The 25,074-nt window shown below is 47.7% G+C and carries 21 protein-coding genes and 1 pseudogene; 17 read left to right on the forward strand and 5 right to left on the reverse strand.

What is annotated here, in order from left to right; genetic code table 11:
* Positions 1-996, forward strand: a complete 996-nt coding sequence (locus tag ACI0FR_RS12610; RefSeq protein ID WP_404908025.1) for a serine hydrolase domain-containing protein — start codon at positions 1-3, stop codon at positions 994-996.
* Positions 997-1,007: 11 nt separating this feature from the next.
* Positions 1,008-2,135: an anhydro-N-acetylmuramic acid kinase gene (locus tag ACI0FR_RS12615; RefSeq protein WP_404908023.1), complete on the forward strand. Its 1,128-nt coding sequence runs from the start codon at positions 1,008-1,010 to the stop codon at positions 2,133-2,135.
* Between the two features lie 8 nt (positions 2,136-2,143).
* Here ACI0FR_RS12615 and ACI0FR_RS12620 read toward each other — a convergent pair whose 3' ends face one another.
* Complete coding sequence (locus ACI0FR_RS12620; protein ID WP_374833071.1) at positions 2,144-2,575, reverse strand: GNAT family N-acetyltransferase; 432 nt, start codon at positions 2,573-2,575, stop codon at positions 2,144-2,146.
* Between the two features lie 150 nt (positions 2,576-2,725).
* Between ACI0FR_RS12620 and nagA the strand changes: the two genes are divergently transcribed.
* Positions 2,726-3,883, forward strand: a complete 1,158-nt coding sequence (gene nagA / locus ACI0FR_RS12625) for an N-acetylglucosamine-6-phosphate deacetylase (RefSeq protein WP_404908019.1) — start codon at positions 2,726-2,728, stop codon at positions 3,881-3,883.
* A 167-nt stretch (positions 3,884-4,050) separates the two neighbouring features.
* On the forward strand, positions 4,051-4,659 hold the full coding sequence (locus ACI0FR_RS12630) for a biliverdin-producing heme oxygenase (protein ID WP_404908017.1): 609 nt from the start codon (positions 4,051-4,053) through the stop codon (positions 4,657-4,659).
* 40 nt (positions 4,660-4,699) lie between these two features.
* On the opposite strand, the gene ACI0FR_RS12635 is transcribed toward ACI0FR_RS12630, so the two are convergent.
* Positions 4,700-5,620: a LysR family transcriptional regulator gene (locus ACI0FR_RS12635; protein ID WP_404908015.1), complete on the reverse strand. Its 921-nt coding sequence runs from the start codon at positions 5,618-5,620 to the stop codon at positions 4,700-4,702.
* Between the two features lie 145 nt (positions 5,621-5,765).
* Between ACI0FR_RS12635 and ACI0FR_RS12640 the strand changes: the two genes are divergently transcribed.
* The 11 genes and pseudogenes from ACI0FR_RS12640 to ACI0FR_RS12690 all read left to right on the forward strand — a co-directional run bounded on the left by ACI0FR_RS12640 (position 5,766) and on the right by ACI0FR_RS12690 (position 18,512).
* A complete protein-coding gene (locus tag ACI0FR_RS12640; protein WP_404908012.1) occupies positions 5,766-7,298 on the forward strand; it encodes an ABC transporter substrate-binding protein in 1,533 nt (510 codons plus the stop codon).
* Between the two features lie 92 nt (positions 7,299-7,390).
* Entirely contained in the window at positions 7,391-8,308 is a 918-nt protein-coding gene (locus tag ACI0FR_RS12645) for an ABC transporter permease (protein ID WP_374833081.1), read from the forward strand.
* 2 nt (positions 8,309-8,310) lie between these two features.
* Entirely contained in the window at positions 8,311-9,207 is an 897-nt protein-coding gene (locus tag ACI0FR_RS12650) for an ABC transporter permease (RefSeq protein WP_404908008.1), read from the forward strand.
* Between the two features lies 1 nt (position 9,208).
* Positions 9,209-10,192, forward strand: coding sequence for an ABC transporter ATP-binding protein (locus tag ACI0FR_RS12655; protein ID WP_404908005.1), 984 nt, complete (start codon positions 9,209-9,211; stop codon positions 10,190-10,192).
* The gene (locus ACI0FR_RS12660) at positions 10,176-11,162 is read left to right on the forward strand and encodes an ABC transporter ATP-binding protein (protein WP_374833087.1); all 987 of its coding nucleotides are present in this window, start codon (positions 10,176-10,178) and stop codon (positions 11,160-11,162) included. Before ACI0FR_RS12655 ends, ACI0FR_RS12660 begins: the two co-directional genes overlap by 17 nt.
* Positions 11,159-12,547, forward strand: coding sequence for a M20 family metallopeptidase (locus tag ACI0FR_RS12665; protein ID WP_404908001.1), 1,389 nt, complete (start codon positions 11,159-11,161; stop codon positions 12,545-12,547). The genes ACI0FR_RS12660 and ACI0FR_RS12665 overlap by 4 nt, the downstream gene beginning before the upstream one ends.
* A gap of 64 nt (positions 12,548-12,611) precedes the next feature.
* Positions 12,612-13,949 (forward strand): malonyl-CoA decarboxylase, encoded by a 1,338-nt coding sequence (locus ACI0FR_RS12670; RefSeq protein ID WP_404907999.1) that lies wholly within the window; start codon positions 12,612-12,614, stop codon positions 13,947-13,949.
* Between the two features lie 28 nt (positions 13,950-13,977).
* Positions 13,978-15,496 (forward strand): annotated as a pseudogene (locus tag ACI0FR_RS12675) (malonate--CoA ligase).
* A gap of 318 nt (positions 15,497-15,814) precedes the next feature.
* Complete coding sequence (locus tag ACI0FR_RS12680) at positions 15,815-16,660, forward strand: ABC transporter ATP-binding protein (RefSeq protein WP_374833095.1); 846 nt, start codon at positions 15,815-15,817, stop codon at positions 16,658-16,660.
* The gene (locus ACI0FR_RS12685) at positions 16,657-17,448 is read left to right on the forward strand and encodes an ABC transporter permease (RefSeq protein WP_374833097.1); all 792 of its coding nucleotides are present in this window, start codon (positions 16,657-16,659) and stop codon (positions 17,446-17,448) included. The genes ACI0FR_RS12680 and ACI0FR_RS12685 overlap by 4 nt, the downstream gene beginning before the upstream one ends.
* Before the next feature lie 23 nt (positions 17,449-17,471).
* Entirely contained in the window at positions 17,472-18,512 is a 1,041-nt protein-coding gene (locus ACI0FR_RS12690; RefSeq protein ID WP_404907994.1) for an ABC transporter substrate-binding protein, read from the forward strand.
* A 110-nt stretch (positions 18,513-18,622) separates the two neighbouring features.
* Here the strand turns inward: ACI0FR_RS12690 and ACI0FR_RS12695 are convergent, their stop codons facing one another.
* From ACI0FR_RS12695 to ACI0FR_RS12705, 3 genes are all read right to left on the reverse strand, one after another.
* On the reverse strand, positions 18,623-21,529 hold the full coding sequence (locus tag ACI0FR_RS12695) for a TonB-dependent receptor (protein WP_404907991.1): 2,907 nt from the start codon (positions 21,527-21,529) through the stop codon (positions 18,623-18,625).
* Positions 21,530-21,613: 84 nt separating this feature from the next.
* Entirely contained in the window at positions 21,614-22,594 is a 981-nt protein-coding gene (locus tag ACI0FR_RS12700; RefSeq protein ID WP_404907989.1) for a FecR family protein, read from the reverse strand.
* A 61-nt stretch (positions 22,595-22,655) separates the two neighbouring features.
* Complete coding sequence (locus ACI0FR_RS12705) at positions 22,656-23,159, reverse strand: RNA polymerase sigma factor (RefSeq protein WP_404907987.1); 504 nt, start codon at positions 23,157-23,159, stop codon at positions 22,656-22,658.
* A 360-nt stretch (positions 23,160-23,519) separates the two neighbouring features.
* Here ACI0FR_RS12705 and ACI0FR_RS12710 point away from each other — a divergent pair, with 360 nt between their 5' ends.
* Both ACI0FR_RS12710 and ACI0FR_RS12715 read left to right on the forward strand, forming a co-directional pair.
* Positions 23,520-24,005, forward strand: a complete 486-nt coding sequence (locus tag ACI0FR_RS12710) for a sigma-70 family RNA polymerase sigma factor (protein WP_374833107.1) — start codon at positions 23,520-23,522, stop codon at positions 24,003-24,005.
* Between the two features lie 88 nt (positions 24,006-24,093).
* Positions 24,094-25,053, forward strand: coding sequence for a FecR family protein (locus tag ACI0FR_RS12715; RefSeq protein ID WP_461667947.1), 960 nt, complete (start codon positions 24,094-24,096; stop codon positions 25,051-25,053).
* Positions 25,054-25,074 lie beyond the last annotated feature (21 nt).

Consider the following 25,074-nt stretch of genomic DNA (forward strand, 5'->3'; position numbering starts at 1 on the left):
ATGAGCAAAATTTTTGCCCAAGCATTTGGTGTTGTTGAAGAAGCGGTTGCTGCCGGCCGGATTCCAGGTGCCGTTTTAGGTCTGGTTGAAGCTGATGGCAGGCGCAAAATTCAAGCCATCGGGCGGGCGCAAATTGAGCCGTCAGAACGCGCCATGCATGAAGATACATGGTTTGATCTGGCATCACTCACCAAAGTGCTTTTCACCACGCCGCATATTCTGGAACTTGCAGAACAAGGCGTCATTGATCTTGATGCGCCTCTGATAAGCCATTTGCCGGATTTGCGCCAATATAATGCCAATGCATGGGAGCGGAAGGTAACATTCCGCCAATGTTTGGGGCATCAGACACCCTTTCCGGCGGTCGAACCCATTTATACTTATGGTCGTGATGCGGATTTACTGCGCACTTTCATCATGCAGCGCGAATGGAAGGCCGGTGCGCCGGTTTATTCCGACATCAATTTCATTTTGTTGGGCTTCGTGCTGGAGCGTCTTGCACGCAAAACTATCCGTGAAATGGAATCGGGTGCTGGTTTTGCTTGGGGGATTGATGCCGATATGGCGGCTGCGACCGAAGATTGCACTTGGCGCCACCGTGTGCTTTGCGGCGAAGTACATGATGACAATTGCTCCGCCTTGCAAGGAGCAGGACATGCGGGTCTGTTTGGCACTGCGGCATCCGTTCTCGATTTCGGCGAAGGCTTGTTGAATGGGCGCGGCGCCAGCAAACAGGTGATTGACTGGATGCGGACACCTTTATCATCAAGCCGTACGCATGGCTTTGAACGGGCGCATCAAGGCTGGTCTGGTGGCTCTGCCTGTTCGGCAGAAACAATCGGCCATACCGGTTTTACCGGCACTGGTTTATGGATTGATTTTGAAAAAAATCGGGCATGGACATTGCTCACCAATCGTATTCATCCTACCCGTCATTTTGACAGTCAAATTGTGTCGCTGCGCATTGCTGTCGGCGATCTTATCTCTCAAGGCTAGGAGTTTAAGCCATGCAACCTATTGGACAACCTGTATGGGCCGCTGGTCTGATGACCGGAACTGTTCTTGATGGCAATGTGGATGTGGCGCTTTTAAAAACTGACGGCGAGACCGTCACCGAGTTTGGTGCCTATGCGCTTAAACCTTATCCGCAGGAAATCCGTGATCTGTTGGAAGAAACCTTAGCGCAGGCACTGAAATGGAGTTTTGACGGGCCGGAGCCGGAAATTTTTAAAACGGCTGAAGAAGCATTGACCAGAGCACAATCCGCAGCCGTGCGTGAACTGGTCAATGAAAGCGGCCTGACGATGGCTGATATCGGCGTGGTTGGTTTTCACGGCCAAACAGTGCTGCATCGCGCCCCAACTAAAGATCGTTTGGGCGACACCCGCCAGCTTGGCGATGGTGTTTTGATGAGTGAGTTGCTCGGCACTAAAGTTGTTTATGATTTCCGCAGTGCCGATATGCGTGCAGGTGGGCAGGGTGCGCCGCTTTCAGCCGTTTATCATGCGGCATTGCTGAAATCTGCCGATGCCAGCGGTGACACAGCTGTGCTTAATTTGGGGGGCGTTGCCAATGTAACTTGGTGGGATGGTGTAGATGCAGTTGTTGCTTTTGATACCGGCCCTGCCAATGCACCGCTGAATGATTTTATCAAAGCTCACACCGGCGCTGATATGGATCGTGATGGCGCATTGGGGCTTGCAGGCACTGTTGATGAGACACGTCTGGCCAAATTGCTGGAACACAAATATCTGACCGCCCCATATCCAAAATCACTGGATCGTTTTGACTTTGGCGCAAAGATGGCTGAAGGTTTGGAATTGAAAGATGGTGCTGCCACGCTTACCGCTTTCACTGCAAGTGCTGTCGGTAAAGCGCTGGATTTATTGCCGCATCGCCCGAAGGGTCTGGCTGTCAGTGGCGGTGGTCGTCATAATCCGGCGATGATGAAGATGCTGGGTGAACGTGCAGGTGTTGAAGCGGTGCAAGCGGAAACATTTGGCTGGCGCGGTGATGCTGTGGAAGCAGAATGTTTTGCATTTCTGGCTGTGCGCGCATTACGTGGGCTGCCGATCAGCTATCCGGGCACAACCGGCGTGCCGGCACCTATGACCGGCGGCCGGTTGGCCGGTTAATCATCTGGTTAGCTGGCGTTCGCGAGACGTTTTTTAAGGAAACTGCGGGTGCGTCCGATTGGAAAATCGGGCAACTCGCCAAAGACCTGATAGCCCTGGCGCTCATACGCAATTTTGGCGACAGGGCTGAATGTATCAATCAGCGCACCATGGCAGTGACGTACCAGCGCTTCGTCTTCTGCAGCCTGCAACATTTTTCCAGCTATACGTTGGCCGCGCAAGGAGCTATCGACCCAAAGCCATTGAATATAAAGCCAGCCCCAAGCTGTATATCCGGAAATACCAGCCAGTATTTTGCCATTCTCATCACGCACGAAAACGGCAAGCGATTTACGATCTGAGGCGCCAACATCGGCATCGTTGAAGGCCGATAATTGTTGGCCCACAAAGGCAAGATCATCGGCAGAAGGTGTGGCGGTCACTTCAAATTCTGTGGTCATTCCGGTTGTCCGATAAGAATGAAAATGAGCTTAATGCTCAAGAGAATAGCGAGAGCATAGGCGGCTTTTATCGCCTTCTGTCAATATGTATTTGAAGCGCTTACGCTTAAAATACAAGGGATGGCATAAAACAATGACGGAGACAGTCTGATGAATGCTTATAGTTTAAAAGGCGCACGAATTTTTGACGGCGAACGCTTGGCTAATCATAAGGCTGTCATTGTTCGCGATGGGCGCATTGAAGCCATTGTTGCTGAAAATGAGATTGATGAAAACCTGCCGCAAATCAATCTGGATGGCGGCATTTTAGCGCCGGGCTTTATTGATGCGCAGGTCAATGGCGGTGGTGGTATCATGCTCAATGATGCGCCAACCGCAGAAAATATGCGCATTATGGCTAAAGCGCATCGCCAATTCGGCACGACCAGCATGTTGCCTACATTGATCACCGACGTGCAGGAAAAATCTTTTAGAGCCATTGAAGCAGCCATCACACTTGCCAATGATGATGCAGGTATTGTGGGTTTGCATTTGGAAGGCCCGCATATTGCACCAGCCCGTAAGGGTGTGCATTTGCCGAAATTCATGCGCCCTCTCAGCGATGATGATGTGGCGGCAATGGTAGAAGCTGCAAACCATATTGACGCTTTGCTGGTCACGATGGCAGCAGAGCAGGTAAACGTTACGCAGGTTGAAAAACTATCGGCCAATGGCGTGATCGTTTGCCTTGGCCATACGGATGCGACAGCCGAAGCTGCAACAAAGCTTTTTGATGCTGGCGCACGTGGTGTGACGCATTTGTTCAATGCGATGAGCCAGCTTGGCAGCCGTGCACCGGGTGTGGTTGGTGCAGCGCTTGACCATCCATCCGTTTGGGGTGGCATTATTCCGGACGGTCATCATATTGACCCGATGAGTTTGCGGGTGGCCATTCGTGCCAAACATGCCAATATGGGTGAGGGAAAATTGTTTTTCGTCACCGATGCTATGGGCTTGGTTGGCTCGGATAAAAACAGTTTTGATCTGCATGGTCGCATTGTGCGCCGCAGTGTTGGCGAAGGTTTACCAAAGCTGACCCTTGATGATGGCACCTTTGCCGGCTCCGATCTTGATATGGCATCGGCTGTGCGATTTGGCGTCGAGAGGCTGGACTTGAGCCTTGCCACATCACTTGCCATGGCGACATCCTATCCGGCTCGTTTTTTAAGGCTTAATGATCGTGGCTATGTGCGGGCAAGTTTGCGCGCGGATTTGGTTCATCTTGATGACCAGCTTCAAGTGCGTCGTACTTGGATTGCCGGTGTTTAGTTTTGAATTATCAAGATGAAAACATGAGATAAACAGACGAACAAAAATCTTGTTGTGACTGAAATGGCATGTCTGCTTTAATGGTGATAAAATAAATCTAGTTTTTGCACGATGAGGATAGTATCAACTCTTATCCGAGTTGATTCTTAAATTTAGAAAGCCTTGTTATGAGTGAAGCCATTGCTCTTGAAACCGCAACAGATTTGCCGCGCTCCAAGCGTTTGAAGGCCGTAACAACCGGCACGCACGATACGCTGGATAAATCGATCATGGCGGGTGAACCATTTAAGGATCGCGAAAGATATTCGCGCTTTTTGAAAGTTCAGCATCTGTTTCATCGCGATATTGACGCGCTTTATGACAATGAAAAACTTGATGCATTGTTGCCTGATCTCAAAGGTCGCCGTCGTTTTGGATTGATTGGCGAAGATTTGGCTGACTTGGAAGTTTCTGTTCCTGAAACATCTGATGCACCGGCTTTTGCAAATAGCAATGATGTAGATCTCCCGACTGCTTTGGGCTGGCTCTATGTTGCTGAAGGCTCCAATATGGGCGCGGCTTTCTTGCTCAAGGCTGCACAGAAGATTGAACTCTCAGAAGAATTTGGTGCCCGTCATTTGGCCGGCGCGCCTGAAGGTCGTGGCCTGCATTGGCGTACATTTACGCAAGCACTTGATGATATTGACTTAAGTGAAGATGAAGAAGGCAAGGTTGTTGCCGGTGCAGAAGCTGCGTTCAAGCGTGTTCATGAGCTGGTCAAGCAGATGTTCGGGTAATCATATTTATCTATAAAAATCAAGGCTGTGGCAGAGAGGTTCATCTCACTGCCGCAGCCTTGATTTTAGAATAATCTTGCATGCAATCATCAATGCAGTCAATGAAAGCTGATATCCGGTTAGGTAGTTGGCGCTCTGCCATTGTGATGGCAAGGATACTTCGGTCCATCCCTGCATTTTCACGAAACGGAATGGCGACGAGATAGCCGTCTTTAATCCATGTAATGCCGGTAATATGGGCACAGAATACAATAGCTCCGCCTAAACGCGCAAAGTGTATTAAACTGGCACTGTGCGGCGATGTCATAGCGACATTCAATCTTATGCCCTCTGCCGCGCACCTGATGTCGATGATTTTCCTCAGTGAGGTCGAGATATCAGGAAGTGCAACACTATAGGGCTGGATGTCTTGTAATGTTACATATTCGTAGTTTGCCAATTTATGTTCCGGATGTACAAGCACAATGGTTTGCATGCTGAAGCGTTTGACAATATTGACGGGTGGAAGATTGGTAAGTGCAAATGTAATGCCGACATCAACCTGACCTTCACGTACCAGGCGGCCAACATCGGAAGGTGAGGCGACAAATGCCTCAAACTCTATGGCTGCATGCTGTTTCCTATAATTAAAAATAGCTTCCGCTAACAAGGCATTGGCAATACCATCACTGACAGCAACCCTGATTTTACCGAAATAATCTTGTCGCAGATTGCTCAGATCACTGATGATTTCATCGGAATCAAGCAAAGCTCTACGGGTATAATCGGCTAATTTTTCACCTGCCGGTGTTAAGGTCATGCCTGATGAGCCGCGCTCGAAAAGCTGCAACTTCAGTTTGGCTTCAAGCGAGCTGATCTGGCGACTGATTGCAGAACTTGCAACATTTAATTGCTCTGAAGCGCCATTGACAGAGCCGGTTTTTGCGACCTCCAAGAAATATTTCAAACTGTTTGGCAGCATATGTTTCCCCCGTCCATTGCCGTTTCAGCAATACAATATTCTCACAATTGATATTGCAGCAAGGGGCAAGCTGTCACATGATCAGTGCTATAAAAAACGGGAATTAAATTAATTATAAAAATAATATTTCTATTGGGAGGGAAAGATGAATTCAGGATTTTTAAAAGCTGGTATTGCGGCAGCAAGTCTCATTATTTCGATTGCAGCTTTAAGCAGTCCGGTTCTTGCCGGAAAAGCGGATAATACTGTACGCTTTGCTTATGATCAGGCACCGGAAAGTCTTGATCCCTATTTTAATAATGTCCGCATTGGCGTGATTATCGGCCAGCATGTGTGGGATACTTTAGTTTATCGTGATCCTGATACCGGTGAGTATAAAGGTCAACTCGCTGAAAGCTGGAAGCAGATTGACGATAAAACAATTGAGTTCAAATTGCGTGAAGGCATCAAATTTCATAATGGTGAAGAGTTTGATGCTGACGACGTTGTTTTCACGCTTAATTTTGTTTCAAAACCTGAAAATGGCGTGATCACCCAGCAAAATGTATCTTGGATTGATCATGCGGAGAAGGTTGATAAATATACCGTCCGCCTTGTGACCAAGGAAGTGTTCCCGGCGGCTATTGAATATCTTTCCGGCCCCGTCGTCATGCATCCGAATGAATATTATGCCGAGGCTGGCCCAAAGGGAATGAATGAAAAACCAGTGGGTACCGGTCCGTTTAAAGTGACCAGTTACGATATGGGTAAATCTGTTACACTGGAGAAAAACACTGATTATTTTGCCGATTCACCTAAAAAACAAGGCGTGATCGAAAAGGTTGATATCCGTTTTATCCCTGACCGCCAGACCCAAGCGGCGGAAGTACTTTCCGACGGTGTTGATTTTATCATGCATGTGCCGAAAGATCAGGCCGAGCAGATGGAGGCTGTGCCGCATCTCAAAGTAACATCCGGTGAAACGATGCGTATTGCTTTCATGCAGATGAATTCGCGTGAAACGACACCTAATAAAGAGTTGCAGGATATCCGTGTACGCAAGGCAATCAGCCATGCAATTGACCGTAAAACCATGACCGAACAGATAGTTGGCAAGGGTGCACGTGTGCTCAACACTTTCTGTTTCCCTTCACAATTTGGCTGCACAGATGAGGGTGCGGTTGTTTATGAATATGATCCGGAAAAATCGAAAGCACTTCTCGCCGAAGCTGGATTTGGTAAGGGGCTGAACTTGGAAATTGTAGCCTATCGTGAACGTGATCAGACAGAGGCTATGATCAATTATCTCAAAGCGGTCGGCATCAATGTCAATCTGCATTTCCTGCAATATGCAGCGATGCGTGAACTGGTGCGCGGTGATAAAGTTGGCCTTACCCATCAGACATGGGGCTCATTCTCGGTCAATGATGTCTCCGCTTCAACGCCGGTTTATATGGCCTTTGAGGGTGATGATATCGTCCGTGATCCGGAAGTGCGTGATCTGTTGAAAAAGGGTGATACCACCATTGATCCGGAAGAAAGAAAAGCTGTTTACAAGCAAGCTTTGAATTTAATTGCAGATAAAGCACTGGTTCTGCCGCTTTATTCCCTGCCGGTTTATTATGTGACGACGGCAGATTTGGAGTTCAAAGCCTATCCCGATGAAATGCCACGTTTCTGGGAAATGAGCTGGAATTAATTTCCGCTTTTACCGGCATTTCACATTTAACTCACTAACGCATAGAGCTTCCGCATCACTGCGGAAGTCTCTGTCAGCTTTATGAGGTCAGAATGGCGCTTTTTATTTTAAAGCGACTGGGACTGGCATTGCTTGTTGCATTGGCTGTATCCGCTATCGCTTTTATTCTGCTCCGTGTTTCAGGTGATCCCGCTATTGCTATTGCAGGCGAGGGCGCGCGTGATATTGATATCGAGGCGGCGCGTGTCCGTCATGGTCTCGACCAGCCGCTGCTTGTGCAATATTTCTTTTGGCTCGGGCAAATTTTGCAAGGTAATTTTGGTCAGTCTGTTTTTTATAAAACAGATGTTCTGCCGTTAATTACAGCGAAAATGCCGATTACCTTGAGCCTCGGCCTTTTTTCTATTGCCTTTGCCTTGCTTATTTCATTTCCGCTTGGCGTATTAGCTGCTGTTTATTCCAATACATGGGTTGACCGGTTGTGTCTCTCCATTGCCGTTGTTGGTCAGGCACTGCCCAACTTCTTCTTCGCACTGATTTTGGTAATGATTTTTTCAATTAATCTACGCTGGTTACCGGTTTCCGGCAGCGCCAGTTGGGTGAATTATATCATGCCAACAATTGCGCTTGGCTATTATGTAACGCCGGCTTTTATGCGGCTGATACGTGCGGGCATGATTGAAGTTCTGTCATCGGATTATATCCGGACAGCACGCGCCAAAGGGCTTTCATCGACTTCGGTGATTTTCAAACATGCATTACGCAATGCGGTGATGCCGGTGGTGGCTTTAACAGCCGTTCAACTCGGCTATCTACTTGGTGGCTCGGTAGTGATTGAAACCATCTTTGCCCTCGATGGCCTTGGCTTCCTTGCGTATCAGGGCATTATTCATAAAGATTTTCCGGTCATCCAGTCTGTGGTAATGATCCTGTCGGTTGTCTATGTACTGCTCACTTTATTGTCGGATATCGCCAATGCGTGGCTTAATCCACGATTGCGGGGGCAATAAATATGACAAATTCGACTTCAATGGCTTTGCCAACAACCACTGAAATCAGCGCCGGTGCTCGTTTACGTAAGCGTATCTTCGGACAAAGTTCGCTGTTACTTGGCGGCGGCGTTTTATTGCTGCTGATTTTAATCGCAATTTTTGCACCTCTATTGGCAACCCATGATCCTTATGTGCAGGACTTGACGCAGCGAAGCCTGCCGCCGGTCTGGTATCCTAAAGGCACATTCGAACACATCTTGGGCACAGATAATCTGGGGCGGGATTATTATTCGCGTCTGGTTTACGGCACGCGTATTTCGCTGCTGATCGGCCTGTCAGTGATGGTCATTTCAGGCATTATTGGTTCCGCGCTTGGTCTTCTTGCTGGTTATTTTGGCGGGCGAACCGATCTCGTTGTCACTTTTATTGTCACAACCCGCCTAGCCATGCCGGTGATGCTGGTAGCGCTGGCAGTGGTCGCTTTGTTCGGTGGTTCATTACCGATTATTATTCTGGTTTTGGGTCTTTTGAAATGGGATCGATTTGCAGTGGTGATGCGTAGTGCAACACAACAAGCGCGCTCGATGGATTATGTCACCTCGGCACAGGCCATCGGTGCCAGCACGCCTCGTATCATTCTCGGAGAAGTACTGCCCAATGTGTTGCCTCATCTGATCGTGGTGGCAACGCTGGAAGCGGCAAGTGCTATTTTGCTGGAGGCATCCTTGTCCTTCTTGGGGCTCGGGGTGCAGCCGCCGATACCTTCATGGGGGTTGATGATTTCAGAAGCCAAAAACTACATGTTTTTTGCTTTCTGGATGATTGCATTGCCCGGAACTTTACTTGGTATTCTGGTTCTGTCGATCAATCTGACCGGTGACGGTTTGCGAGACATCTTTGCACCGGAGGAGCGCTGATATGACAGATAATCTTTTAACGGTGCGCAATCTCAGTGTGGATATCCGAACCTCTTCGGGTACGCTTCATGCGGTGCGTGATATTTCCTTCGAGATCAAACGGGGTGAAACACTTTGCATTGTTGGTGAATCCGGCTGCGGTAAATCTATGACCTCATTGGCGATTATGGATTTATTGCCCAAGGCTGCAAGTCGCAATGCCAGCGAAATTCGTTTCGATAATATGGAGCTGCATAACAAAAAGAAAACGATCGCTGCTTTGCGCGGGGATCGTTTGTCGATGATTTTTCAAGAACCGATGACAGCGCTTAATCCGGCTTATACTATCGGCGACCAGCTGACTGAAGGTTATAAGCGTCATCGAAAAAGCGGCATGCAAGAAGCGCAGGAGAGGGCGGAATATTTGCTGCATAAAGTGGGCATTGCTTCGGCGCGTGAGCGTTTGTCGCAATATCCGCATCAATTATCGGGCGGTTTGCGTCAACGCGTGATGATTGCAATGGCACTGATGTGCGGGCCCGAATTATTGATTGCCGATGAGCCGACAACTGCACTTGATGTGACTATTCAGGCACAAATTCTGCTGTTGTTGAGTGAGTTGCGTGAAGAGTTCGGCATTTCACTTATACTGATCACCCATGATCTGGGTGTGGTTGCCCGTATCGCTGATCGTGTGGCGGTGATGTATGCGGGGCAGATCATTGAAGAGGGGCCAGTCGCCGATATTTTCAATGATCCTCGTCATCCTTATACTAACGGCTTGCTGAATTGCATCCCGCTACCCGGTAAAACTGCGCCGGGCGGCAAGCTTGGTGTTATACCGGGTGTTGTGCCTTCTCTTATCGGTGAAATCGAAGGCTGTGCCTTTCGTGATCGTTGTGCTTTTGCGCAAACTGAATGTCATCAAAATCCGCCGGTCAATCAGTTCGCTCAGCATAACTGGCGTTGTATTTATAAGGAGGCGGTACATGCAAACGCTCATTGAAGTTAATAATGTTACGCGTTCTTTTGCAATCAACGCCGGCCTGTTTAAAAAACAGCGTATTTTGCACGCGGTCAACGGCATCAGTCTCTCTTTGCAAAAGGGCGAGGTTCTGGGAATTGTGGGTGAATCCGGGTGTGGTAAATCCACGTTCGCACGCATGTTGTTGGGGCTGATGCCACCGTCGACCGGCCATATTTCCTTCAACGGGACCGATCTGGCCAAACTGGACCGCAAAGCGATGGCCAAACAGGTGCAGCCGGTTTTTCAAGATCCTTTTTCATCGCTCAATCCGCGCCGTACGGTGGCTTCTATCGTTGCTTTCCCGCTGGAAGTCCATGGGATTGGAACAACACAAGAGCGGCGAAAAAAGACGCTTGAAATTATGGATATGGTTGGTTTACCTGCACGTTTTGCTGATCGGTACCCAAAAGAACTTTCCGGCGGGCAGCGGCAGCGTGTAGCGATTGCCCGTGCCTTGATCATGCGGCCCGATGTGATCATTTGTGATGAACCGACATCGGCGCTTGATGTCTCGGTACAATCTCAAATTCTCAATCTTTTGATGGATTTGCGTAACGAGCTGAACCTTACTTATGTTTTCATCAGCCATAATCTGGCCGTGGTCGAGCATATCGCGACCCGCGTTGCGGTGATGTATCTGGGGCGAGTAGTTGAACTGTCTGACACAGCGCGTTTGTTCAGCGATCCGCAGCATCCTTATACACGCGCTTTGTTGGGTTCCGTTCTGACACCGGTGCCCGGACTGCCGATACCTGACACAGGGCTTGGTTTGGCTTTTCCCGATCCGCTTAATCCACCATTGGGCTGCGTATTCAATCCGCGCTGTCATCTGGCCACAGAACAATGTCGCAGAGATCAACCGCCTCTAATCCGTCATGACGGACGCGAGGTAGCTTGTTTTCTGGCTGGACAACGCTCCCATATATCAATGAAGGAAATGCACTCATGAGCCGTGAAGCCAGTATTGCTGCTGCGACCAACTATTTTGATAATGGTCAGTTTAAAGAAGATTTAGCCCGTCGTGTTGCTATCCCGACCGAAAGCCAGAATAGTGAGCGATTGGATGCGCTTCATGCTTATTTGCATGATGAAATGATCCCTGCTTTTCAAGAAATGGGATTTGCGACCGAAATTATCTATCACGATAATCTCGATCTGCCTTTTCTTTATGCCGAGCGGATTGAAGGCGAGGGATTGCTTACCGTTTTGGGTTATGGGCATGGCGATGTCATTCGCGGCCTTGATGATGAGTGGGCAGATGGCTTGTCTCCGTGGGAAATGAAAGAGAAAAACGGGTTTTTATACGGCCGAGGGACAGTTGATAATAAAGGCCAACACCAGATTAATATGGCGGGTTTGAGGGCAGTTCTCGATACACGTGGCAAATTAGGGTTCAACGCCAAATATCTGATTGAAATGGGTGAGGAACGCGGTTCACCGGGTTTGCGTGAAATTTGCCATAAATATAAAGACAAGCTGAAGGCTGATCTGCTGATCGCATCCGATGGGCCAAGGCTTAATATGGATCGCCCGACGATTTTTTTAGGCTCTCGTGGTGGCGTTACTTTTGATCTCACGATCGACGCGCGTGAGGGCGGGCATCATTCCGGTAATTGGGGCGGTGCTCTGTCAAATCCGGCAGTACAATTGGCACATGCTTTGGCAAGTCTGGTGGGGCCGACGGGCCAAGTGCGATTACCTGAATTGGTGCCGGAAGCCCTGCCTCAAGCAGTGCGTAATGCACTGAAAGATTGCAAAATTGATGGTGGTATAGACGGGCCGGAAGTTGATCCCGACTGGGGGGAGCCGGGTTTGACAACCGAAGAGCGGGTTTTTGGTTGGTGTTCGCTGGAAGTGCTTGCCATGGAAGCGGGTAATCCACGCACGCCGGTCAATGCAATCCCGCCGCGCGCGTGGGCGCGTTTGCAATTGCGTTTTGTGGTTGGTGTTGATCCGCATAATGTTGTGCCGACCGTTCGTAAACATTTGCAACGCCAAGGACTTTCAATGGTGAAAGTTGAATTGTCGAAGGAAGAGATTTTTGCTGCGACAAGACTGGATCCGGAGGATCCATGGGTCACATGGGCGCTTAATTCACTTGAAAAAACAACCGGTAAAAAGCCTGCTTTATTGCCTAATCTGGGCGGGTCTCTGCCTAATGACAGTTTTTCTGATATATTGGGCATGCGGACGATTTGGGTGCCGCATTCTTATCCGGGCTGCTCGCAACATGCGCCTAACGAACATATGCCTTTATCCATTGCGCGTGAAGCGCTTGGCATGATGGCAGGGCTTTATTGGGATTTAGGCGAACCAGCCGCCGGAAAAGCATAAATATGGCAGATAAGCCCTGTTCCCGCAGGGCTTATCGTGTGCTTCAGACATCAGGAGAGCAGCTTTGAGTAGTTTGTCTTTCTTCCGCGATATGATTGATGCCATCGCTGAAAGAGGGCAGCGATTGATTTTAATCGCTCCCCGCAGCACAAAAGAACATGCAACAACCGATGAATTGGCGGCTCAGTGCGAGCATTTATTGTCGAGCCGTGGTGAAGCATCTGGCCTCGCTTTAGCCCATGATATTTTAACCCAATGGCAAAATCTTAATGACGAGGAACAAACTGCTTTTATGCAGATGCTGTTGCAGCGCTTTGGTGCAGATGATGAGCGGATTGAACGGGCAATCACTAGCTATCAAACGGATAAAACACCCAAAAATCTGGCCAGGTTACATCTTTGCGCTGAGCCGAAACGACAAGAACTGATCCGGCGTTTGAATGCTGCGCCAAAAGGCACTGCCAAGCTTGTGCAAATGCGCGAGAAATTGCTTAAATTACAACAGAAAATACCGGAATTGGAGGCGGTTGATGCAGATTTTACGCATCTTTTTACTTCATGGTTCAATCGTGGTTTCCTGCAATTGCGTTCGATTGATTGGACAACGCCTGCGCATATTCTGGAAAAGATCATTCAATATGAAGCTGTGCATGCGATTGGAAATTGGAATGAATTGCGCAGTCGATTGGCACCTGCCGATCGCCGTTGTTTTGCATTCTTCCACCCGCAATTGACGGATGATCCGCTGATTTTTGTTGAGGTAGCACTCACACGTTCGACACCGGATAACATTGCCGATGTGCTCGATGATGATCGCGAGCCTCTTAATCTTAAAGATGCCGATACGGCGGTTTTTTATTCCATCTCCAATTGTCAGGACGGTTTGCGTGGCATCTCGTTCGGCAATTTTTTGATCAAACAGGTCGTGGAGGAACTGCGGCGGGATTTGCCGCAACTCAAAACTTTTGTGACACTCTCGCCGGTACCGGCTTTAGCGCATTGGTTAAAACAGGCTGGTGATTCAGATGGAAAGTTGCAACTTGATCATCTACGAACGCTAATCGCCAGACCTGACTGGTATGAAGATGACGTATGTATCAAAGAGATCGAACCTTTGTTCGATCGCATCGCGGCACATTATTTTATCAATGTGCGCGATAAACGCGAGCGGGTGCTTGATCCGGTTGCTCGTTTCCATCTTGGCAATGGTGCGCGTTTGGAGAGGCTTAATTTCATGGGAGATCTATCAAAAAGGGCTTTGCATCAATCACATGGTTTGATGGTCAATTATCTCTACAAGCTGGATGATATCGAGCGCAATCATGAGGCCTATGCCGAACGTGGCGAAGTGATTGCTGCACCTGAAATCATCAAGCTCGCAGCTAAGTCAGACAACAAATAAAATCATAAAAATAATAGGGGAAGAATGAATGACTAATCATCTGTTCGATGCTTTTCGCGGTTTTATGTCAAATCCAGGGGCAACTTTCATTGAGACGCTAAACGGTCATATTTTGACCTATGCCGATATGCTTGATCTTTCAGCCCGATTTGCCAATGTACTTGTTGATGAAGGCGTTAAAAAGGGCGATCGTGTTGCTGTTCAGGTGGAAAAAAGCGCTGAAGCCCTGATGCTTTATCTGGCTTGTGTGCGTTGTGGCGCGGTTTATCTGCCGCTGAACACCGGATATACCGTCGCTGAGCTTGAATATTTCTTTAACGATGCGAAACCTGCACTTATTGTTGTTGCCCCTGAAAATACTGAGAAATTATCCGCGCTGATCGCTGATCGCTGATTGCGGTGCAGTGATGGAAAGCTTGGGTGATCATGGTGATGGCACTTTGATGGAAAAAGCGTTTAAAGCTTCCGCTGCGTTTATTGATGTTGTCTGTAACGCCGATGATCTGGCTGCAATTCTTTATACATCGGGCACAACAGGACGTTCAAAAGGCGCCATGCTCAGCCATAATAACCTGTTGTCAAATGCACTGACTTTGCGTGACTATTGGCAATTTACCTCGGCTGATAGGCTCATCCATGCTTTGCCGATTTTCCATACCCATGGACTTTTTGTGGCAACCAACTGTGTGCTGGTGTCGGGTGCTTCGATGTTCTTGCTACCGAAATTTGATCCGGACGCGATTATCGTACGTCTGTCGCAGGCCACTGTTCTTATGGGTGTGCCAACATTTTATGTACGTTTGGCGCAAGATGAACGGGTTAACCGTCCAAGCACTGTATCAATGCGGTTGTTTATTTCGGGCTCTGCACCTCTATTAGCCGAAACCCATGAAAAATTCCGTGAAAAAACCGGTCATGCCATTCTTGAGCGCTATGGTATGACCGAAACCAACATGAATACATCCAATCCTTATAATGGTGAGCGTATCGCTGGAACGGTGGGCTTTCCTCTGCCAGACGTGGAAATCAGAGTTATGGATATGGAAACGGGCGCACCTTTGCCTAATGGTCAAACCGGGATGCTGGAAGTGCGTGGGCCTAATGTTTTTAAGGGTTATTGGAACATGCCAGAAAAAACGAAAGAAGAGCTGCGGGATAATGGTTTTTTCATCACTGGCGATCTGGGTCTGATTGATGACAAAGGCTATGTGCATATTGTCGGGCGCGGTAAAGATCTGGTGATTTCCGGCGGATATAATATTTACCCGAAAGAGGTGGAGGGCGAAATCGACCTGATTGATGGTGTGGTGGAAAGTGCAGTTATTGGCGTGCCTCATCAGGATTTTGGCGAAGGTGTTACGGCTATTGTTGTGCCGCAAAAAGATGCTCATCTGAATGAAGATGACATGATTGCATCGCTAACCGAAAAGCTTGCCCGTTATAAATTACCCAAACGAATTATTTTCGTTGAAGAATTGCCGCGTAACACAATGGGTAAAGTGCAAAAGAATATTTTACGGGAAATCTATCATCATATCTATCAGTGATTATTCATAGCATTGGCCATTGAAGTTAAGGTTTTGGGGTTGGTTGTTGTTCACCAGTATAGAGTGCTTTGAACCATGAAAATCACTTCGCGCAATAATATTACGTGAAGTGATCTTTTGTGGATAAATCTTGCGTTTTGGGATGCTTTTTGATTGCGTAATCGGCTTAGAGCATTATAAGAGTGCACTAATTTAGCGAGCAAAATTGGGCGGATTTTTAAAATTCCTGGCTCTGCCGTCCGAGCATCTCTCCGGAGGACTGAAATTTATGAACCATTCTCGCATGGTGCTTTGTCTTGTCTGTAAAGGGGAAAGACAATGAATGCCACGACCAATGTTGTTCAGCCGGACAATGCCCCAAAAACAGTTATTGAGCTTAAAAATGTAGCAATTTCATTCAATCTGGCCAATGGCGGCCGGTATGATGCAGTGGCTGAAAGCAATCTAAAAGTTGCTGACAATGAATTTGTTGCCATCGTCGGGCCAACAGGTTGTGGTAAGTCCACTCTGTTGAATGCCGTGGCAGGTCTTTTGATACCGGCAAGCGGCACTGTGGAAATCAGCGGCAAGCAATTAAGTGGTTTAAATCGTCAGTCTGGTTATTTGTTCCAGCAAGATGCATTGATGCCGTGGAAAACCGTGCTCGAAAATGTTGCTATTGGTTTGGAAATTGCCGGTATACCGAAAAGACAAGCACGTGAAGAAGCACAAGCTTGGCTGGCGCGTGTAGGCCTTGCTAATTTTGGTGACCGCTATCCGCATATGTTGTCGGGTGGACAGCGCAAGCGTATTGGCTTGGCGCAGGTGCTTATCCGCAATCCTAAATATTTGCTGATGGATGAACCTTTCGGGCCTTTGGATGCACAAACCCGCGTTATCATGGGCGATCTTTTGCTGGACCTCTGGTCGCAGGATCGCAAAGCTGTGATGTTCGTGACCCATGATCTGGAAGAAGCAATCGCATTGGCTGATCGTGTGGTGATTATGTCTGCGGGGCCGCGCGCTCATATTCTGGCTGAATATCAAATTCCGCTGGAACGTCCGCGCGAAATTTCTGAAATTCGCCTCAATGACCAATTTCATGAAATCCATCGTGAAATTTGGGGTGCGCTGAAAGAAGAAGTACTTAAAGGCTATCAGCAGACAAGCGGAGTGCGCAAATGAACAAGCCTCTCTTATTTTTAGCGCAGCTTAGCGTGGCTGTGTTTGTGATCCTTGTCTGGTATTTGTTCACCGAAACGCATTTGTTCGGCAATCCGTCCAACGCCAAGTTTTTCTTTGCAACACCGACACAAGTGGCGGTGCGCATTTATAAATGGTTTGCTGAAGGCACGATCTGGTATCATCTCGGCATTACGCTGGTGGAAGCGATGCTTGCTTTTGTCATTGGTTCCGTTGGTGGTATTTTGATCGGCTTCTGGTTTGCCCGCAAGCCGATGCTGGCGGCGGTTTTTGATCCATATGTGAAGGCTGCCAATTCATTGCCCCGTGTGGTGCTGGCACCAATTTTCATGCTCTGGTTAGGCTTGGGAATTTGGTCCAAGGTTGCGCTTGGTGTTTCGCTGGTCTTTTTCATTGTGTTCTTCAACGTTTATCAAGGCGTCAAGGAAGTTAACCAGACCGTGCTTGCCAATGCCCGTATGCTTGGCATGAATGAGCGTCAGTTGTTGCGTAATGTCTATCTGCCATCTGCTTTGTCGTGGATGTTTTCAAGTTTGCACACTGCCGTTGGTTTTGCAGTTGTTGGTGCAGTTGTTGGCGAATATCTGGGCTCTTCCGCAGGTCTTGGCTATCTCATCCATCAGGCTGAAGGCGTGTTTGACGTCACCGGTGTTTTTGCCGGCATGATCGTTTTGACGGCTTTTGTCTTGTTGATTGATTGGGTCGTTTCCATTGCAGAAGAGCGCTTGCTTGTCTGGCGTCCCAAGACTGTCGGGCCAAATGGTGCTTAAATTATCATTCAAGGAATATAATCATGCATATAACACGTCGCGATTTAATGCTTGGCGCAGCTGCTTTTGGGCTGATGAATATTGCTGCACAGCTACCGGCTTTTGCGCAAGATCCTGATGCAAAGCCTGAAAAAACCGACCTGATGCTGGGTGTAGGCGGCAAGCCTTTGTTCTATTATCTGCCGCTGACAATTGCCGAGCGGTTGGGCTTCTTTGAAGAGCAGGAACTTAACGTCACTGTGAATGATTTTGGCGGTGGTGCCAAATCATTGCAGGCCTTGATTGGCGGATCGGTTGATATGGTAACCGGTGCTTATGAGCATACATTGCGTATGCAGCACCGCGGGCAGGATATTAAGGCGATTTGCGAGCTAGGTCGTTTGCCGGGCATTTGTATTGCGGTGCGTAGTGATTTGGCCGACGAGATTAAAACCATTGCTGATCTGAAAGGACGCAATGTTGGTGTGACCGCACCTGGTTCGTCTACCTCGTTATTTTTGCAATATGCGCTGATCAAAAATGGTCTGGCGGCTGATGATGCATCGATTATTGGTGTTGGCGGTGGCGCCAGTGCCGTTGCTGCTATTAAAAAAGGCGACATCGCTGCATTGGTACATTTGGATCCGGTGATTACCAAACTGGAAGTTGACGGTGACATTAAAATTCTGCTCGACACCCGTACAGAAGAAGGCACCCGTGCTTTGTTCGACGGTACAAATCCGGCAGCTATCGTTTATATGCAGCAGAGTTTTATTGATACCAATCCGGTGACAACACAACGTGTCGTCAATGCTTTTGTCAAAGCGCTGAACTGGATTCATAATGCAACGCCTGATGAAGTGGCCGATGCCGTGCCGGAAGAATATTTGTTCGGCGATCGCGAGCTTTATAAGACAGGCTTTGAGAAATCACGCGCCATGTATTCTGAAAAAGGTTTTGTGGCAGAGGATGGTTTCGCAAGCATGTATGACATGTTGAAAAAACTTGATCCGGATTTGGCCGATAGTGATCTGAAATTCTCGCAGACCTTCGATCCGCGGTTTGTTGAATATGCAAATATTTGATCATAATAGTGTTTGAAAAAAAATGTGCGGTCTGAAACTCAGACCGCACATTTTTTATATCTAAATTTTGGTCTTCCGGTTGAATCGTAACCAGACGACCTTTGTTTATTTTAGAATTTCATTGTCAGACCGGCACGGAAGGTGCGGCCCGGTGCAGGCATATAGCTCTGCGCCAGAGGATCCAGATAATAACGGTTGCCAATATTTTGAACCGATGCATTCAGAACAGTATCTTCACGCAATTTATAGGTCAAAAAAGCATCAAATAATGTAACCGGCTTATAGTGGATCTGCGGCGTTGTTGCACCTGTCTGCCATGGCTTGTCGATGGTTTCAACCGGACCAGCTGTATAGGTCATACGACCGCCAACTGTGAGGGTTTCTTCAAGGAAACGACTGCCAAGTGTCAGATTGACCGAATATTTAGGCGGGTTCTGGGTATTCGTAAAGGAACCCATAAAGCTGCCTGGTGTGCAATTTGGTGTGTTTTCGGTTTTCTGATATTGATCGGCGGTTGCACGCAAGCGGGCGGCAAAATTAGCGTCGCAGGTTTCTGTTTTGAAGTAATAAGTGGCAGAAAGATCTGCAAAAATCCGGCCATTATCATAGCTCGACTGGAACTCGAGACCATTGGCTTTGTAACTATCAGCATTGCTGAAAGTCATGCCGCCATTGGACTCAGGATCATAGTAACGCGTGATGTAATTTTTGATGTTATTATCAAAATACGCAAGTTTGAATGACGCCGTATCACCAGTCATGAAGAGATTGTTTTGGGTCGTGCTCGCACCGATTTCAATGGCGCGCGAACGTTCCGGACGTAGTCCTTTCGCCGGATCAACCTGCAATGTGCCGAGTGTGGTTTCAAACAAAGATGGCAAACGATAGCCTTGCGTATAGCTTGCATAGATCAGTGTCTGCGGCATGATTTCGTAGTTCAAACCAAAGGCTGGCGTGAAACTGCTGCTTTTATCGGAGAGTTTCTCACCGCGCTCGAAACCGGTCACGACACTGGAATAACCAGCATTGCCCACACTCATATATGTTGGTGTGCCATATTCATCAAATGGTGTACCATCAAACGGATTGTTGGTGTTTGAAGCGGCAATACCGTTATTCAGACGCGGATCAGTGGCATCAGTGAATTCACCATTTTCATCAGCGCGCCAGAACATGCTGTCCCATGTGCCCGGACCGCGGGAAAGAGCGATCCATTTACCATAGAGGTTTTCACGCTTGGCGATTGAAGGCGTATTACGGTCATGGGAGCTGTAGCGGCCATAGCGACCACCTGCCCAGAACTGTAAGTTTTCCTGCGGTTCATATTCAATTTTACCGCTGAGGCTGATTTCAGAACGACGCCCATCACGTAAGTGGCGGTTCATATTGATATCATGTTCTGTAATTAAGACATCCTTCTGAGGACGGATATCTTCATATTGGAATGAACCGCCGAAATCAAAAGCAAATGCACCGGCTGAAGTTTTGAATTCTGAACGGTTGGAGACATCACCGCCCACGCGAACGTCATCCATGCGCACCCATGTGCGGTCAGGGCTGTTATAAACCTGCTGTGATGTCGGGCCATTGGTGGAGTTGATTTGGTCTGTTCTGGAATCTGTAACCCAGAAATTTGCTTTGAAATCGAGCAGATCATTTTCTGCCGGATCGTAATGATAGCGTGCCGTACCGGAGTTGATAACAACGCTGCCAGTCGGGTACTGATAAAGACCTGCAGTACCGAAACGGAAAATATCGGATGGCATGACTTCACCGAAACGACCATCATAATAACGATAGGTAAGTTCCAGCGATTGTTCATCTGTTGGTTTGATGGTCGCTTTTAAGAGGACAGAGTCTGTTTCGGCGGAAGAGTTGAGAACTTCTTCGCCGGCTTTATAAGATTTGGCGACGCTGTTTTGCTCATAGCCGTATTTATCAAATTCACGGTATTTTTCACGGCCATGTTTACCTGCAAAATAGTTACCTTGTTTGCGTTTGGCATAGGCGGCAACGATATCAAAATATTCGCTGCTATAAGCAGCGGCAATGCTGCCTGATTTGGCTGCTGAATTAAAGATATTCGGACGATCGCTGCGAACATTTGCTTCCAGCTCGCTACCGTTTTTCATATAATCAGGGCGATGAGGTTGTTTGACACCGTTATCCCAGATTTCGCCTTTGACGCGCACGCCAAAGTTTTTGCCATCCTTGAGGATATCCTGAACGCCGATTGTGGTCATATTCACGGCGCCACCAATGGCACCAGCCGCGGCAGGGCTTAAGTCAGGGCCTTTATTGATGGTGACATCGCTGATCAGATCAGGATCAATATAACTGCGCTGCTGCGTACCGCCATAACCGCGATAAACGTTGAGCGACTGCTGGGAACCGTCAACAGTCACAGCTACACGGCTTTGCCCCTGAATACCGCGAATGTTCACATCAAGGCCGCCACCGTTACGGCTGTCGCCAACCTGTACGCCCGGCAAGCCTTTCAGCATGTCGGAAGGTGAAACATTACCGTAACGTGCCATCTGTTCGGCAGATAAATGAACGGTTGAACGTGGAGCTGAGTAAACGGCGGCAGCTCCGGAAGGTTTGCTGACGGTGATGGTGTTCAACAAAACAGAACCATCTGCCGGATTGATACCGGCAGCTTCAGCATTGGCTTCTTCCGGTGCGTAAATGCTGATTGTTTTGGCATCGACAAAGCGATAACGAAGATTGGAATTTCCCAGAACCCTTTTAAGCGCTGCTTCTGGTGATTGACGACCGATGACAGGCGCGGACTGACCCGAAATGGCACTGCCATTGCGACGCACAACCTGAATACCGGTTGTGGCAGTAAAATCTGCCAAGGCTGTCAGCAAAGGTTTTGCAGGTATATTAAAATTATAACTGGCTTGATCCTGCGCAGTCGGAGTGGCTTGTGCCATTGCGACCACCGGACAGGCAGTCATAAGCGCAATAAGCGAAACACCACTGGCGGTGAACGCGGTTCTGATAGTCTTCATTCTTGACGTTTCCTGTTCAAATGCAAGGATGTCGGTCCCTTAATGAAAGAACGTTTGCGGCAAGAAAAACCCGTAAAAATAATTTTATCGAGAGATAATTGTCAGCAGGCCAGGCACGTGCACCACGCTGAGATTGAGCGTATTGCGCAGTGCATCAAATACTGCATCGGGATTATTGGCCTGAAAGACACCTGATACTGGAAGATTTTCCAAATCCGGATCATTCAGCACAATTCGTCCTGACGAATATCTGGATAATTCATGCAAAACAGATTTTAATGGTGTTTGGTTCATCATGATCAGGCCGCGTCGCCATGCAAGGCGCGCTTCTGCATCATCACCGTCAACCTGCTCAATTTTATCTTTTGAGACGGCTGCACTATTACCTGCAGGCAGATTGATGCCGTGCGATGCATCATGGCCATAAACGGCAACAAGACCGCGCTCAACTGTTACTTTTGTTAAATCCTGTTCAAGTTCGACTGCAAAGGCTGTGCCGAGAACCTGAATATTTGCCAAGCCTCCTGCAACTTTAAAAGGGCGGTTTTCATTGCGCACAACATCAAACCATGCGCGTCCACGTACGAGTTCAACTTTACGTTCTTGATCAGTAAAATATTCATTCAGTGCACTGTCACCATCAAGGTAGACACGGGAACCGTCACGAAGGGTAATTTCTAATTGTTGTCCGGGTGCAGCAGCATAATCTGAAATATGGCGCTGGAACAAACCGGCATCGCGCCAAAGAGCTCCACAACTTATTGCTGCTACCAGACTGGCTGCAACCGTGCTCCATTTAATAAATTTTCCAAATGAAGAGTTGCGTGTTGCATAACGTCTGTGCCAGCCGGTTTTTGCGGCCTCAAGAGCTGGCGCTTTTAACTCGCCCCACAGATCGGCAGTTCGCTGATAAGCAAGTTTGTGCTGTGCACTTTGCTCGCACCACGCGTTGAAAGAGCGCTGGACAGCATTGCTTACTGGCTGGTTGTTCATGCGCACAAACCAATCCGCAGCTTCTTCAATGACTGTCTCAGTCAGCTTTTCAGAGCGTTTCTCTTTCAGCATAGAATACAGTTTTTTCCACCCGCCAAATATAAACCTTTGAAATGATGATGACGTATCAAAATCATTTCTCCTCCCGCATTTGCTGCCATTTATGACAAGATGAAATGGCCGCTGCCATTTCTTTTTCAACCGTGCTCAACGAAATTTTTAAATGGCGTGCAATTTGCTGATAGGTCATTCCGTCAACTCTTGCCAGAAGAAAAATCTGTCCGCGACGTTTAGGTAAAGCATTGATCGCATTCAACAGATCAGAAAGCTCGTGGCGTGCTTCTACAATTCTCTCCGGCTGAATGTAATCTGTCGTATCATTTTGTACCTGATAGGTATCACCATAATTGAGCCTGTCAGGGCGTGTTTTTCTACTGCGGATATGATCCAAAGCCAATGTGGTGACTGTATGTACAACAAGGCCGCCATCATTTTCTGTCAATGATCGCTTCGATAATTTTACGTAGGTTTCGTGCAGGATATCATCGGCATCCTGCGCATTTCCCAGAATGCTGGATGCCAGCCTTTTCAGACGGAGTCGTTCCCTGACATAAATCCGTTCAAAAACAACATTCATGGAGGGCATTGAAATCCTGAGGGTGAAATGGGAGGCCATAATGAATTAACTAGACTTAATTACTCATGTTTATTTTAAATGGCAAGTAGCCCGTCAAAATTTGTAAATCGTCTGTATATAAAAAGTAACACCTTAAAAATTTGAATTTGAGGCCGAACGTTATGCGTGATCAGGGTTCATTATAACTTGATAATTTTAATCATGTTATATAAAGCGTAGAGGATGTAAGGCAACATCAAAGCTGTCCGACTCGTGCATATCGAGGCAAATTGTGTACTTATTATATCGCGAATTAGACATGGCCATCTTTGATTTTCATCTTCTAGCAAGGTTTGAGAGCTTATGAGCTGGGACATACAAATGTTATTTCGCCGTCATTCGCGCGAAATTACCGGTTCGCTCAAGCGCCGTGGTTTGACTGAAGAGAATGCGGCAGATATCACACAAGATACATTTGTGCGTGTTTTGTTGCGCCCCCCTCATGAGGCGAGCGGCAATCATAATCCTAAAGCTTATTTGTTTAAAATTGCACGCAATCTTGGTATTAATCATCAAAAGCGTGAAGCATTAATTGAAACGATCGATATCGAAGATAAAACAGGTCAAAATGTTCCTGATCCTGCACCTTCTCCGGAAATGATCGTTTATTCCAGACAATGCCTGCAGCAAACTTATCAGGCGTTGAATGAGCTTCCTGAGCGTACAAGACAGGCTTTCGAGATGCACCGCCTTGGTGAGCGAACGCTTGCGGAAGTTGCGCAGGAACTGGATATTTCAACAACGCGAGCATGGGCTCTGATCCGCGATGCCTATAAACATCTGCTCAAGCATGTGGATGATTTTTAATTATTTTTATTTTTGGAAAATATGAGCTGTTCGATTGTAATATATATAGGCGAAAGTTATTTATTGCAGCTTTGGGTCATCAGGAAATATGAAATTGGACGAGAGCAAACAACATCAGGATATTTTGCTTGATGAAGCAGTGGATCTGATTATTCGTTTGCAAAATGATCCGGAAAATCCAGTGACTGCGGAAATGATCAATGCTTGGTGTGGTCGAAGTGCGCTGCATGAGCAGACATGGCGCCGTATTGAAAAACTTTATGGTGCGAGTGGGCAGGTTCTCAATTACCAAAGACGTGCTGAACGCTATACAGTTATGTCTCGCCGCAATGTTTTATTGGCCGGATTATTATTCTTGGGAGGCGGGACATTTCTCTATACTGCGGGTCCTTCTATCTTGATGAGGCAGCGCGCTGATTATATCACAGCCAAAGGAGAAATCCGTCATATCAGGCTTGAAGATCAAAGTCAGGTAACCTTAGGCCCTGATAGCGCTATTGCGGTTGAATACGTACAATCGCAACGAGTAGTCAAATTATTGGCAGGTATGGCCTATTTTGAAGTGACGCGCGATACTCAGCGCAGCTTCACGGTTTATTCCGATAATACTCAGATTACAGCGCTGGGCACTGCTTTTGAAGTATCGAATGATGCCGGAATTATCACTGTGGGTGTCGATCATGGTCTTGTTGAAGCGCGCGCCAGCGGTGAATTAAGCATGGGCGAAAGATTACAGCAAGGGCAATGGCTTGTATTTGATCCGGCAAGGCAGACAGTTGAACGCAGTGAACGCAGTGCTAACCAGATTGCCAGTTGGCGGGATAATTATCTGATTGCCGAACAAGAGCAATTGTCATCACTGGTTGCCCGTATTGGCCGGTGGCATAACGGACGCATTGTGATTGCTGATCCGTCTATTGGCAGAAAGCGCATCAGCGGCATTTTTGATTTGAGCAATCCGCTTGTTGCACTTGAGGCGGTCGTTAATCCTGCTGGTGGAAAAGTTTACCAGCTCACCAGTACGCTGACAATTATTTCACCTTTATGAAAAAAAACTTGAGTAATTGAG

Source organism: Paenochrobactrum sp. BZR 201-1 (assembly GCF_044987585.2).
GTDB classification, from domain to species: Bacteria; Pseudomonadota; Alphaproteobacteria; order Rhizobiales; family Rhizobiaceae; genus Paenochrobactrum; species Paenochrobactrum pullorum.